This is a genomic window from Nocardioides caeni, from assembly GCF_004912195.1.
GTDB lineage: Bacteria > Actinomycetota > Actinomycetes > Propionibacteriales > Nocardioidaceae > Nocardioides > Nocardioides caeni.
In genome coordinates this window covers 13692-26448 of sequence record NZ_STGW01000013.1, presented here as the reverse complement: position 1 = coordinate 26448, position 12757 = coordinate 13692, and the positions used below count along the sequence as shown (strand labels likewise).

Annotated in this window: 13 protein-coding genes; 1 reads left to right on the top strand and 12 read right to left on the bottom strand. The window is 70.9% G+C overall.

What is annotated here, in order from left to right:
• The 12 genes from E9934_RS15815 to dop all read right to left on the bottom strand — a co-directional run.
• Window positions 1–1820: DEAD/DEAH box helicase (locus E9934_RS15815; RefSeq protein ID WP_238695009.1), on the bottom strand; the 1820-nt coding region annotated here is incomplete at its 3' end.
• Window positions 1817–2686 (bottom strand): diacylglycerol kinase, encoded by an 870-nt coding sequence (locus E9934_RS15810; protein WP_136563868.1) that lies wholly within the window; start codon window positions 2684–2686, stop codon window positions 1817–1819. The genes E9934_RS15815 and E9934_RS15810, both read right to left, overlap by 4 nt.
• Window position 2687: 1 nt before the next feature.
• Window positions 2688–3527 (bottom strand): twin-arginine translocase subunit TatC, encoded by an 840-nt coding sequence (gene tatC, locus E9934_RS15805; protein ID WP_136563867.1) that lies wholly within the window; start codon window positions 3525–3527, stop codon window positions 2688–2690.
• Between the two features lie 26 nt (window positions 3528–3553).
• Window positions 3554–3799, bottom strand: a complete 246-nt coding sequence (locus tag E9934_RS15800; RefSeq protein ID WP_162851565.1) for a Sec-independent protein translocase subunit TatA — start codon at window positions 3797–3799, stop codon at window positions 3554–3556.
• 80 nt (window positions 3800–3879) lie between these two features.
• The gene (locus E9934_RS15795) at window positions 3880–4899 is read right to left on the bottom strand and encodes a helix-turn-helix transcriptional regulator (RefSeq protein WP_136563865.1); all 1020 of its coding nucleotides are present in this window, start codon (window positions 4897–4899) and stop codon (window positions 3880–3882) included.
• Window positions 4896–5870: a helix-turn-helix transcriptional regulator gene (locus E9934_RS15790; RefSeq protein WP_136563864.1), complete on the bottom strand. Its 975-nt coding sequence runs from the start codon at window positions 5868–5870 to the stop codon at window positions 4896–4898. The genes E9934_RS15795 and E9934_RS15790 overlap by 4 nt, the downstream gene beginning before the upstream one ends.
• 22 nt (window positions 5871–5892) lie before the next feature.
• On the bottom strand, window positions 5893–6999 hold the full coding sequence (locus E9934_RS15785) for an FKBP-type peptidyl-prolyl cis-trans isomerase (protein WP_136563863.1): 1107 nt from the start codon (window positions 6997–6999) through the stop codon (window positions 5893–5895).
• Between the two features lie 46 nt (window positions 7000–7045).
• Complete coding sequence (pafA, locus tag E9934_RS15780; protein ID WP_136563862.1) at window positions 7046–8407, bottom strand: Pup--protein ligase; 1362 nt, start codon at window positions 8405–8407, stop codon at window positions 7046–7048.
• Window positions 8408–8416: 9 nt separating this feature from the next.
• The gene (prcA, locus tag E9934_RS15775) at window positions 8417–9238 is read right to left on the bottom strand and encodes a proteasome subunit alpha (protein ID WP_136563861.1); all 822 of its coding nucleotides are present in this window, start codon (window positions 9236–9238) and stop codon (window positions 8417–8419) included.
• Window positions 9235–10092 (bottom strand): proteasome subunit beta, encoded by an 858-nt coding sequence (gene prcB, locus E9934_RS15770; protein ID WP_136563860.1) that lies wholly within the window; start codon window positions 10090–10092, stop codon window positions 9235–9237. Before prcB ends, prcA begins: the two co-directional genes overlap by 4 nt.
• Before the next feature lie 5 nt (window positions 10093–10097).
• Window positions 10098–10295: a ubiquitin-like protein Pup gene (locus E9934_RS15765; protein WP_136563859.1), complete on the bottom strand. Its 198-nt coding sequence runs from the start codon at window positions 10293–10295 to the stop codon at window positions 10098–10100.
• 16 nt (window positions 10296–10311) lie between these two features.
• Complete coding sequence (gene dop, locus E9934_RS15760) at window positions 10312–11820, bottom strand: depupylase/deamidase Dop (RefSeq protein ID WP_136563858.1); 1509 nt, start codon at window positions 11818–11820, stop codon at window positions 10312–10314.
• Window positions 11821–11837: 17 nt separating this feature from the next.
• Here dop and E9934_RS15755 point away from each other — a divergent pair.
• The coding region (locus E9934_RS15755; RefSeq protein ID WP_136563857.1) for a DUF1206 domain-containing protein at window positions 11838–12757 on the top strand (920 nt) is incomplete at its 3' end.

Here is a 12757-nt window from a genome sequence, read left to right as displayed (position 1 = left end):
ACGACGACGGCGGGGCCGGCGAACTTCCCGACAGGTACGACGATGATGTCGCCGGCCTCGAGTCGCTCGATCGACGCCGCGGCCTCGCTGCGCCGGTCCAGCTTGCGCGAGCGGCTCGACTCCTTCTCGAGCTCGGAGATGCGCCGGCGCAGGCCGGCGTACTCCATGAAGTCGCCGAGGTGGCACTGGGCCGCCTCGGCGTAGCCCTCGAGGGCGTCCTCCGCCTTGCGGAGCTGGCGGGCGAGGCCGACGACGGCGCGGTCGGCCTGGAACTGCGCGAAGGACAGCTCGAGGAGCTCGCGGGCGCGGTGCCGTCCGTAGGCGTCGACCAGGTTGACCGCCATGTTGTAGGACGGCCGGAAGGACGACCGGAGCGGGTAGGTGCGGGTCGAGGCGAGACCGGCGAGCTCGCGCGGGTTCATGCCCGGCTGCCAGAGCACGATGGCGTGGCCCTCGACGTCGAGGCCGCGACGGCCGGCCCGGCCGGTGAGCTGGGTGTACTCCCCCGGGGTGATGTCGGCGTGGGTCTCGCCGTTCCACTTGGTGAGCTTCTCGAGGACGACCGTGCGCGCCGGCATGTTGATGCCGAGGGCGAGGGTCTCGGTCGCGAAGACGATCTTGATGAGTCCGCGGGGATAGAGCTCCTCGACGCACTCCTTGAAGGCAGGCAGCATGCCGGCGGGGTGGGCGGCGACGCCGCGCGAGGCGGCGTCGAGGAAGTCGTGGTAGCCAAGGACGGCCAGATCCTCGCTCGGCAGCCCGCCCAGGGACTGCTCGACGAACTCGATGACCTCGTCCCGCTCCGCCGCGTCGGTGAGGCGCAGATTGGCGTCGAGGCACTGCTGGACGGCGGCGTCGCAGCCCGCGCGGCTGAAGATGAAGTCGATGGCCGGCAGCAGGTGCTTGCGCTGCAGCTGCTCGATCAGGTCCGGACGCGACGGGATCCACACCCGCCGGCCGTTGCCGACGTTGCGCGGGTTCTTCGACGACCCCGGATTGCCCTTGCGGGGCGAGCGCCGGTCGCGCATCAGTCGGCTGCTGGCCCAGTCGTCGCGGGCGATCCGCATCAGCTCGTCGTTGACGGGCGCGCCCTCGCGGACGAAGCCCGCGGCCGCGTCGACGTCGGAGGACGCGAAGAGGTCCAGGAGTCGGCGCCCGACCATCACGTGCTGGAAGAGCGGCACCGGTCGCCGCTCGGCGACGATGGTGCGCGTCGAGCCGCGCACCGTCTCGAGCCACTCGCCGAACTCCTCGGCGTTGGACACGGTGGCCGACAGCGACACCACGGAGACCGACTCCGGGAGGTGGATGATGACCTCCTCCCAGACCGCGCCGCGGGCCCGGTCGGCGAGGTAGTGCACCTCGTCCATCACCACGAAGCCCAGACCGACCAAGGTGCGGGAGCGCGCATAGAGCATGTTGCGCAGCACCTCGGTCGTCATCACGACGATGGGCGCCTCGCCGTTGATCGAGGTGTCGCCGGTCAGGAGGCCGACGCGGTCCTTGCCGTAGCGGGCCGCCAGGTCGGCGTACTTCTGGTTGGAGAGCGCCTTGATCGGGGTGGTGTAGAAGCACTTGCGGCCGGTCTCCAGGGCCAGGTGGACGGCGAACTCGCCCACCACCGTCTTGCCCGCGCCCGTCGGCGCCGCGACGAGGACGCCGTCGCCGTCCTCGACGGCCTTGCAGCCCTCGACCTGGAAGTCGTCCAGGGGGAAGGAGAAGCCCGCTGCGAAGTCGCGGAACACGGGATGCCCCTGGTCGCGCCGGTAGGACGCGTAGCGCTCGGCCGGGCTGAGCTCGCCACCGCCGTCCGTGCTCATGCGATCACCGCGACCGCGTCCGGCACGCACTCGATCGTCAGAGGCAGCGGGCCGAAGCGCTCCCCGTCGGCGTAGCCCACGATCCCGGCACAGGCCACCGTGACCTTGCGGACGCGGTGGCGCTCGAACTGGGGATGGGTGACGTGGGTGCCGTCGAACAGCTTCGGGAAGGTCCGCACGAGCTCCATCCTGCCGAGTGGCTTGATGATCACCACATCCAGCAGCCCGTCGTCGAGCTCGGCGCCCTCGGCGATCCGCATGCCGCCGCCGTACGACGGCCCGTTGCCCACGGCGACCATCATCGCGTCGAGGTGGTGCTCGACGCCGTCCAGGTCGAGGACGTAGGACAGTGGCCGGAAGGTCCGCAGCTCCGCCAGCGTCGCGAGGTTGTAGCGCGCCTGGCCCTTCGGCCAGGACATCCTGTTGGCCCGCTCGTTGACGACCGCGTCGAACCCGGCGGCCAGGACGCCGCCGAACCAGCGGTCGCCCGTGCGGGCCAGGTCCACCCGGCGCGTCGTACCGCCGACGATGCGCGCCGCCGCGGCCGCGCCGTCACCCAGCGGCAGGTCGAAGTAGCGGGCGAAGTCGTTGCCCGTGCCGGCGGGGAGGATCCCGAGCGGCACGTCCGACTGCGCGAGGGCCTGGAGGCCGATGTTGACGAGTCCGTCGCCGCCGCAGACGACCAGGGCGTCGGGCTCCTCGGCGACCGCGAGGCGGGCCAGGTCCAGCGCTTCGTCCGCGTCGCGACCGGCGAGGCTCGTGGTCGTCCAGCCGGCGCCGTGGAGGCGCGGCAGGGCGTCGTCGCGCACACGCGCGCCACGGCCCTTGCCCGAGGACGGGTTGGTCAGGACGACGGCGCGCGGCACCTCAGTCGAGCCTGCTGGCCTCGTCGGGCGACAGCCCGGCGTTGATGCCCTTGCGGGCGCGGCGCCGGTCGTTGAAGCGTGCGATCACCTCGGAGATCAGGAACAGGATGATCATCGGCACGGCCATGAAGCTCATCGTGAACGGGTCGCCCGACGGCGTGATGACGGCGGCGAAGATGAACGTGCCGACGATCATCCACGGTCGGTGGGCGCCCAGGGTCTTGCCCTTGAGCACGCCGGCCATGTTGAGCAGCACCACGAAGACGGGGATCTCGAAGGCGATGCCGAAGCCGAGGAGGGTGCGGCTGAAGAAGGTGAGGTAGTCGTTGAAGTCGACCAGGTTGGTCAGGCCGTCCGGGTTCAGGCCGATCAGGATCTCCAGGCCCTTCGGCAGGGTGACGTAGCCCAGCACGATGCCGCCGATGAACAGCGGTCCCGCGATGGCGCCGAAGATCGCCGTCCACTTCTTCTCGTTGGCGTGCAGGCCCGGCAGGATGAACGCCCAGATCTGGTAGAGCCACACCGGGCAGGACGCGACCAGTGCAGTGAGACCGCATAGCTTGAGATAGAGCAGGAAACCGCCGGCCGGTCCGGACGTGGTGGCCTCGCTGGCGCCGTCGGGCAGCTGCTCCTGCGCCGCGAAGTAGGGATCGACCACCAGGTCGTAGATCCAGTCGAAGAAGAACAGCGCGATGCCGAAGGTCACCACGACCGCGAGCGCTGCCTTGATGATGCGCGAGCGGAGCTCCCGCAGGTGATCCGACAAGGCCATCCGGCCGTCGTCGCCGATGGGGTGGACCGGCTTGCCGCTGAAGAGTCGCCCGACTCCCGTGATGCTCATTCAGGTGGTGGTGGAGGGAGCGTTGCTCAGATGTTCTTCTCGCGCTGCTCGTCGACGATCTCGCCCTCGGCGATCTCCTCGTCGACCGGGTTGAGCTGGCCCGAGGCTCCGGCGGGCTTCTCGTCGTCGTCGTCGTCCTTCAGGCCCTTGGTCTCGGCCTTGAAGATGCGCAGTGCCTGACCGCTGCCGCGAGCGAGGTCCGGCAGCTTGGCGGCGCCGAAGACGAGGATCACGATCGCGAGGATGATGAGCCACTCGGCTCCCTGCGGCATACCGATGAGGGAAGACATGGACGAGAACCAACTCTCACGTGCGGGTGGTGCTTGCTGACGGGCTCCATGCTACGCCCCCGTCACCGGTAGAGGCTGAGTGTCTCCCGTGTACGGGCAATGAACAGTTCCGAGAACTCCGTCGGCCCGACCACGGAGGCCCCAGGAGCCAGGCGCAGGAGCAGCCGCACCAGCCACCGTCGGTCGACGACGACCAGATCGACCTCGGCACCGCCGTCGGGCAGCGGCCGGACCTCACGGACCGGGTAGTACTCCGTCGCCCACACCGCCTCGGGTGCGAGGCGCAGGGTCACGACGGCACTGCTCTCCTCGTCCGCATCGGTGAACAGCCCGTGCTCCAGGTCGCGCGGCGGGGCCGGCGGCGTGCCCATGGGGGTGTCGAGGACCTCGGCATGCTGGATCCGGTCGAGCCGGAAGAGCCGCTCACCGCCGGCCCGGTGACACCAGGCGTCGAGATAGCGGAACACTCCCCGGCGCGCGATGCCGCGTGGGTCGACGTCGCGCGTCGACTGCTCCTCGCGGGAGGGCACGAAGTAGGTCAGCCGCAGCTGCCGGCCGGTCGCGACCGCCTGCTCGATCAGCGCGGCCGTCGCCGCGGTCGCCACCTGCTGCGCGTCCTGGAGCGACGGCGTGACATCGATGTGGGCCGCGCCCGACGACGCGACGGCGCGCTCGATCTTCTCCACGACGCGGTCGACCAGACGGGCCGTCTCACCGCGCGAGGAGTCGCGGAGCAGGCGGAGCGCCACGACCACGGCGGAGGCCTCGGTGGCGCTCAGCTGCAGCGGCCGGGCGAGGTAGTCGGCGTTCTCGACCCGGATCAGGCCGTCGGACAACAGGTCACCGTCGTCGGTCTCGAGGGCGTCGAGGTCCACGTCGATCAAGTCGTCGGGCAGCCCGCCGGGCAGGCCGCACATGAAGAGGACCTTGAGGTCGCGCAGCACCTGGTCGGAGGACACGCCGAGGAGTCCGGCCGCCTCCTCGAGGCGGACGCCGTCGCGGTGGTGCACGAAGGGCACGAGGGTGAGCAGGCGGGCCACCTGGTCGCGGGCGCCGGCGCCGGCGACAGGCTGGCGGCTCATCGCAGCGCCCCGGCGAGCGCACCCTCGAGGCGGGCGACGACCCGGGCGCGGAGGGAGGCAGGCTCGAGGACCACCACGTCGGGGCCGTGGGAGAGCACGTCGTCGAGGATCCCGACCGGGGCGCGCTCGACCTCCAGCCGGTCCCATCCGGCCGAGCCGTCGGGTCCGGTCACGTCGGTGGCCACCTGCTCCGCCGTACGACGCAAGGACTCGCCGGCGCCGCTGCGGACGAGCAGCACGACTCGCTCGGGGACCGTCGGGGGCGCGAGCCGGCGCGCGATCTCCCGGATGTCGGTGTCGGGTGGGATCTCGAAGGCGCGCGGGGTGCCGACAGCATGCACGTCGCCCTCGACGCGCGAGAGGCGGAAGACGCGCTCTGCCCCGCGGTCGGTGTCGTAGCCCACGACGTACCACCGTCCGGAGGAGCGGACGACGCCCCACGGCTGCACGTGGCGGCGCATCGCGCTGTCTGCGCCGGGGCGCCGGTAGTCGAACTCGATGACCATCCGCTCGCAGGCAGCGCGCCAGCAGGCCTCGAAACCGGGCTCCTCGGCCGTCAGCACGGGCTGGGCGATGTCGAGCGCGCCGAGGTCGACATCGATCCCGGCGGCCGACAGCTTCCGCACGGCCTCCGAGGTGACCTGGGCCATCGTCGCGTGCTGCCATACCCGGGCCGCGATGCCGACGACGGCGGCCTCCTCGGCCGTCAGGTCGATCGAGGGCAGCGCGAAGGCCTCGGGCGGGATGCGGTAGCCGACCTCGTCCTCGAAGAGCGGGTCGATGGTCGCGACCTCGACCGGGACGCCGAGCGAACGCAGCTCGTCCTTGTCCCGCTCGAACATCTTCTCGAAGGCGTCCGGGCGAGAGTCGGGATAGAGCAGCTCGCGGATCCGGTCCTTGCCGATCGGGCGGCGCTGCACCAGCAGCATGATCAGCAGGTTGAGCAACCGCTCGCTCTTGGGCGCCGGCATGGGGGTTCCTCGTGCTGGGGGACTACTCCGAGGCGGTCTCGGAGGGCGAGGTCGACTCCGAGGTCGACTCCGAGGTCGACTCCGAGGCCGACTCGGACGGCTCGGGCTCTGCGGCTGCCTCGACATCGGCAGCGTCGAGGATGTCGATGACGAAGTAGAGCGTGGAGTTGGCCGGGATGGTCACCTTGCCCTGGTCGTCCTTCTGCGCCTCCTTGCCGTAGCCCAGGCTCGGCGGGATCTCGAGGATCACGCGGCTGCCGACGGGCAGGCCCACGAGACCGCGCGACCAGCCCTTGACGACGCTCGCCGAAGGACCGCCGACGACCGCGGTGAAGGGGGTGCTGGCGTAGGACTCGTCGAACGGCGCCTTGCCCGTGCGGGTCTGGCCCAGGTAGTTGACCATGATCTGCTGGCCCTTGGTGACGACAGGGCCGTCACCCACGACCAGGCTGGTGACCTTCAGCTTGCCGGAGTCGCCAGGGATGCCGGCGAAGTCGAGCTTGGTGGGGACGCCGTCCTTCTCGACGATGCCCGGGGTGCCTGCGGCGGGCTTCTGCTCGGTGCCGGTGGGCCCGACGAAGGACCGCAGGTCGGCGACGAACAGCAGACCGTCCTCGTTGCCGATGTCCATCGACACGGCCATCCCCGCGACCGCCTCGTTGCCGAGGTAGTCGCCCAGCAGGACGTCGCTGCCGACGGTGACCGCGATCCGCGTGCCGAGCTTCTGGCCGGGCTCGATGGCGTCGCGGACGGCCGCGGTGAGGACGTCGAGCGCGGTCTCCGGCTCCGTGGCCCCGACGGTGACCGTCGCCGCGAGCGCGTCGGCGTCGAAGGTGCTGTAGTCGACCTTGTGCGTGTAGCCGTTGACGAGCGCGAAGTCCATCAGCAGCTCGTCGCCGTCACTGATCTCCGCGCCGTCGCCCTCGACGAGCACCGTGCTGGAGGCCTTCTCGGGGGCGAGCGTGCCCTTCCAGTCGACCGCGGGGGCCTCGCCGACCTCGCCGCTGAGCGAGAACGCGTCGGATCCCTTGAGCTCGCCTTCACCTTCCCCGCAGGCCGCCAGGGCGAGCGAGGCCGGGATCAGGGTGGTCAGGACCAGGGTCGTGGGACGTCGCAGGCGCTTCAGCACGGGCAAACCTTACCGAGCGCCGCGAAGCACGGCGGAGAAGGTCGGCTCACATGCCGTCGATGAGCCGCTGGACCCGCTCGTCGTGGGCCCGGAACGGGTCCTTGCAGAGCACCGTGCGCTGCGCCTGGTCGTTGAGCTTGAGGTGCACCCAGTCGACGGTGAAGTCACGCCGCCGCTCCTGCGCGCGACGGATGAACTCGCCCCGCAGGCGGGCCCGGGTGTTCTGTGGCGGCACCGACTTGGCCTCGAAGATCTTCAGGTCGGAGGTGACCCGGGCGACGGCGCCCCGCTTCTCGAGCAGGTAGTAGAGCCCGCGCCCGCGGTGGATGTCGTGGTAGGCCAGGTCCAGCTGGGCGACGCGCGGGTGACTCATCGGCAGGCCGTGCTTGGCGCGGTAGCGGTCGATCAGCTTCCACTTGATGACCCAGTCGAGCTCGCGGTCGACGAGGCCGAGGTCGTCGGACTCGACGGCCTTCAGCCCGCGCTCCCACAGGTCGAGGGAGCGCTCGATGATCGGGGTGCTGATGCCTCGGCGGTCGACGAAGTCACGGGCCTTGGCGAGGTACTCCCCCTGGATCTCCAGTGCGCTGGCCTCGCGGCCGTTGGCCAGGCGCACCTTGCGGCGTCCGGTCACGTCGTGCGAGATCTCCCGGATCGCCCGGATCGGGTTCTCCATCGTGAGGTCGCGCATCACCACGCCCTCCTCGATCATGCGCAGCACCAGGTCGCACGAGGCGACCTTGAGCATCGTGGTCGTCTCGCTCATGTTGGAGTCGCCCACGATCACGTGGAGACGGCGGTACTTCTCCGCGTCCGCGTGCGGCTCGTCGCGGGTGTTGATGATCGGGCGGCTGCGGGTGGTGGCGCTCGAGACGCCCTCCCAGATGTGCTCGGCGCGCTGGCTGACGGAGTACGTCGTGCCGCGGGGCGTCTGGGTGACCTTGCCGGCGCCGACGACGATCTGGCGGGTCACCAGGAAGGGGATCAGGACATCGGCCAGCCGGCTGAACTCGCCGGCGCGGCTGACGAGGTAGTTCTCGTGGCAGCCGTAGGAGTTGCCGGCCGAGTCGGTGTTGTTCTTGAAGAGATAGATCTCGCCGGCGATCCCCTCGTCGTGGAGCCGCTGCTCGGCGTCGAGCAGCAGCCCCTCGAGCACCCGCTCACCCGCCTTGTCGTGGGTGACCAGCTCGGCGACGTCGTCGCACTCGGGCGTGGCGTACTCCGGGTGGCTGCCGACGTCGAGGTAGAGCCGGGCACCGTTGCGCAGGAAGACGTTGCTGGAGCGACCCCAGCTGACCACCTTGCGGAACAGGTAGCGGGCGACCTCGTCGGGACTCAGTCGGCGCTGCCCGCGGAACGTGCACGTGACGCCGTACTCGTTCTCGATCCCGAAGATACGACGGTCCATGACACGACCTTATGCGAGCGGTGGTGCCACCGGAGGCTCTTCAGGACCGGAGCCGTCCCCCGGAGTGTCGTCGGGGGGCGTCTGCGACGCGTGGGCCTCAGGGGCGTGCTCGGCAGGCCCGCGCTCCCCCAGCAGTCCGGCCAGCGCCGCCGGGAGGATCCGGCGGAACTTGCGGGGCTGGGTGCGGGTGCGGTCCAGCACGGCCACCTCGAGGTCGTCGACCGGGATCACCCGGTCGGCGTCCTGGCCGCGCTCGTCCTTGCTGTGCCCGAGCGCCGCGACCGCGACGCCGAGGGCGACGTCCAGGCTCGCGCCGTCGGCATAGTGCTCGGAGAGGTACGACGACACGGTGTCCGCGTCGCCGCCCATCACCGCGAAGCCGTGCTCGTCGGCGACCCGGCCCTCGTAGGTGAGCCGGTAGATCTGGTCGTCGGCGGCGCGCTCGCCGACCTCGGCGACGAAGATCTCCACCTCGTAGGGCTTCTCGCCGCCCGAGGAGAAGATCGTGCCGAGCGTCTGCGCGTAGGCGTTGGCCAGACCGCGGCCGGTGACGTCGCGACGGTCGTAGGAATAGCCGCGCATGTCGGCCAGCCGCACGCCGGCGATCCGGAGGTTCTCGAACTCGTTGTAGCGACCGACCGCCGCGAAGGCGAGGCGGTCATAGAGCTCGGAGACCTTGTGGAGCGCCTGGGAGGGGTTCTCGGTGACCAGCAGGACGCCGTCGGCGTACTGGACGGCGACGAGGGACCGGCCGCGGGCGATGCCCTTGCGCGCGAAGTCGGCCCGGTCCTTCATCAGCTGCTCGGGCGAGACGTAGAACGGCGTGCTCATCGGGCCTCCCCTCGCTCGTCGCCGCCGGGCAGCGGGGCCACCGGGCCGTCGGGTCGTGTCATGCGGGCGCCGACGACCTGGTCGGCGAGGGCGCCGATGGCCTCCTCGGAGAGCCGTTGTCCGCCGTCGGCGGTCACCACCCACACGACCGGGAAGATCCGGCGGGTGAGGTCGGGGCCGCCGGTCGCGGAGTCGTCGTCGGCGGCGTCGTAGAGGGCCTGCAGGCAGACCCGGCCCGCGTCGTCGCTCGACAGGGCGTCGCGATAGAGCTTCTTCAGCGAGCCGCGCGCGAACAGTGAGCCGGAGCCGACCGTGAAGAAGGAGGCCTCCTCGTGGCGTCCGCCGGTGACGTCGTAGCCGAAGATCCGGCCCACCCCGCGCTGGAGGTCGTAGCCCGCGAACATCGGCACCACGGCGAGACCCTGCATCGCCATGCCGAGGTTGGCGCGGATCAGCGCCGAGAGACGGTTGGCCTTGCCGTCGAGGGAGAGCAGCGTGCCCTCGATCTTCTCGTAGTGCTCGAGCTCGACCTGGAAGAGGCGCACCATCTCGACCGCGAGACCTGCGGTGCCGGCGATGCCGACCACGGAGTACTCGTCGGCGGGGAAGACCTTCTCGATGTCGCGCTGGGCGATGACGTTGCCCATCGTGGCGCGTCGGTCACCGGCCATCACGAGGCCGCCGGGGAAGGTCACCGCCACGATGGTGGTGCCGTGCGGGGCGATGTCGGCGGCACTGCCCGCCGGCAGGGAGCGGCGGGCCGGCAGCAGGTCCGGCGCGTTCTCGGCGAGGAAGTCGCTGAAGGACGAGGTGCCCGGCCGCAGGAAGGCGGCCGGGATGCGCGCGTCGCTCATCAGCGCTACTCGCCGCCCTTCTGGATGAACGACTTCACGAAGTCCTCGGCGTTGGACTCGAGGACGTCGTCGATCTCGTCGAGGATCGCGTCGACGTCCTCGTCGAGCGACTCCTTGCGCTCGGCGACGTCGGACTCGGTGGCGACCTCCGTCGCCTCCTCGGTCTCCTCCGACTTGCGCGGCTGCTTCTGCTCCTGGGCCATGCCGCAACCCTATCGACTACCGGGTCAGCGCGCGGACCAACGCGTCCGCGGTGTCGCAGCTGTCGATCAGTTCACCGACGTGGGCACGGCTCCCCCGCAGCGGATCGATGGTCGGGACCCGCTGGAGCGCGTCGCGGCCGGGCAGGTCGAAGATGACCGAGTCCCACGAGGCGGCGGCGATGTCGGAGGCGTACTTCTCCAGGCAACGACCCCGGAAGTAGGCGCGGGTCTCCTCGGGCGGCACGGTCATCGCGGTGTGGACCTCGTCGTCGGCGAGCAGCCGCTGGATCCGGCCGGCCTGCGCGAGGCGGTGGTAGAGGCCCTTCTCGGGACGGATGTCGGAGTACTGCAGGTCGATGAGCTGGAGCTTGGCGTCGTCCCAGTCGAGGCCGTCGCGCGTGCGGTACTGCTCGAGCAGCTTGAGCTTGGCGACCCAGTCGAGTTGGTCGGCCAGGGACATCGGGTCGGACTCCAGGCGGGTCAGCACGTCCTCCCAGCGCGCCAGTACGTCGACGGTCTGGGCGTCGGCATCGGAGCCGTAGCGGTCCTCGACGTACTTGCGGGCCAGGTCGAGGTACTCGAGCTGGAGCTGGACGGCCGTGAGCTGCCGGCCGTCGGTGAGCGTGACGCGGTGGGCCAGGGTCGGGTCGTGGGACACCGAACGCAGGGCGGCCACCGGCCCCTCGACCGTCAGGTCTCGGGTGATGAAGCGGTCCTCGATCATCGCCAGGACCAGCGATGTCGTCCCGACCTTGAGGTACGTCGAGATCTCGGCCAGGTTCGCGTCGCCGATGATCACGTGGAGCCGTCGGTAGCGCTCCGGGTCGGCGTGCGGCTCGTCGCGGGTGTTGATGATCGGCCGCTTGAGGGTGGTCTCGAGCCCGACCTCGACCTCGAAGAAGTCGGCGCGCTGACTGATCTGGAAGCCCTTGCCGCGCCCGTCCTGGCCGATGCCGACCCGGCCGGCGCCGCAGACGACCTGGCGACTGACGAAGAACGGGGTGAGGTGCTTGACGATGTCGCCGAACGGGGTGGACCGGCGCATCAGGTAGTTCTCGTGGGCGCCGTAGGACGCGCCCTTGTTGTCGGTGTTGTTCTTGTAGAGCACGATCGCCGGGTTGCCCGGCAGCTGCTGGGCGCGGCGGGCGGCGTCGAGCATGACCTGCTCCCCCGCCTTGTCCCACAGCACGATGTCGAGCGGCGAGACCACCTCGGGGGTGGAGTACTCCGGGTGGGCGTGGTCGACGTAGAGCCGCGCGCCATTGGTGAGGATGACGTTGGCCAGGCCGAGGTCCTCGTCGGTCAGCTGGCTGGAATCCGCCACCTGCCGGGACATGTCGAAGCCGCGGGCGTCGCGCAGCGGCGACTCCTCCTCGAAGTCCCACCGGGCGCGCCGGGCGCGGACGGTCGCCGTCGCATAGGCGTTGACCACCTGGGAGGAGGCCACCATCGGGTTCGCGGACGGCTGCCCCTGCACCGAGATGCCGTACTCCACCTCGGTGCCCATCACTCGGCGCACGCTCATGCCTCCAGCCTACGGTGGTGCTCCCCCACCCGGGCATGACCGCGCCGGTCCGGGGTACGGCGCACTCACGACGGGGGGTGGTCCGGATGGGCGACGGTGAACGCGGTGGAAACGCGGGCGGGGGGCGCGCGGACGACCTCGCGCGGCAGGCGCGTGACCACCCGGTGCTCGAGTACGTGGCTCGCTTCGGGATGGCCGCCTATGGGGTGGTCTATCTCCTGGTGGCGTGGCTGGCGGCGCAGCTGTCACTCGGGGACCCGTCGGGTTCGGCGTCCGGCGAGGGCGCCCTGCAGGAGCTCGCCTCCCAGCCGGCAGGCGGCATCGTGCTGTGGGCGGTGGCCGCGGGGCTGGCCGGGCTGGCGGTCCGCCAGGGGTTCGAGGCCGTCGGCGGTCATCGCGACGAGGAGGGCCCCCGACGGTGGGGACTCGGCGCAGCGTCGGCCGTGCGGGGCTGCGTCTTCGCCGTGCTGGCCTTCCTGGCGGTCCGCACCGCGGTGGGCTCAGGTGGTTCGGGAGGGTCGGGCGGGACCGGCGGTCTGACCGCCGACCTGCTGCGGCTGCCGCTGGGTCCCGCGATCGTCGTCGCCGTCGGGCTGGTGGTCATCGGCGTGGGAGGTGCCAGCGCGTGGCGTGGACTGGGCGACCGTTGGCGACGCGACCTGGAGGTGGACGGTCAGACCGGTCAGGTCGGACGCGCCGTCACCGTCCTGGCCCGCACCGGGTACGTCGCCCGCGGGGCCGCCTTCGGCCTCATCGGTGCGCTCTTCGTCCGCGCCGGACTGACGCACGACCCGGACGAGTCCGGCGGCCTCGACCGGGCGATCGTGGAGCTGCGCGACGAGCCGTTCGGGCCGTGGCTGCTGGTGGGCATCGCGGCGGGACTGGGCTGCTACGGCGTCTATCACGTCGCTCGTGGTTGGTGGATGCGCAACGACTG

Coding starts and splice junctions, on each gene's coding strand:
- E9934_RS15795 (WP_136563865.1), bottom strand. CDS start 4,899: ATGAGCCGCCAGCCTGTCGCCGGCGCCGGCGCCCGCGACCAGGTGGCC.
- E9934_RS15765 (WP_136563859.1), bottom strand. CDS start 10,295: ATGGCCCAGGAGCAGAAGCAGCCGCGCAAGTCGGAGGAGACCGAGGAG.
- tatC (WP_136563867.1), bottom strand. CDS start 3,527: ATGAGCATCACGGGAGTCGGGCGACTCTTCAGCGGCAAGCCGGTCCAC.
- prcB (WP_136563860.1), bottom strand. CDS start 10,092: ATGAGCGACGCGCGCATCCCGGCCGCCTTCCTGCGGCCGGGCACCTCG.
- dop (WP_136563858.1), bottom strand. CDS start 11,820: ATGAGCGTGCGCCGAGTGATGGGCACCGAGGTGGAGTACGGCATCTCG.
- E9934_RS15800 (WP_162851565.1), bottom strand. CDS start 3,799: ATGCCGCAGGGAGCCGAGTGGCTCATCATCCTCGCGATCGTGATCCTC.
- prcA (WP_136563861.1), bottom strand. CDS start 9,238: ATGAGCACGCCGTTCTACGTCTCGCCCGAGCAGCTGATGAAGGACCGG.
- E9934_RS15790 (WP_136563864.1), bottom strand. CDS start 5,870: ATGCCGGCGCCCAAGAGCGAGCGGTTGCTCAACCTGCTGATCATGCTG.
- pafA (WP_136563862.1), bottom strand. CDS start 8,407: ATGGACCGTCGTATCTTCGGGATCGAGAACGAGTACGGCGTCACGTGC.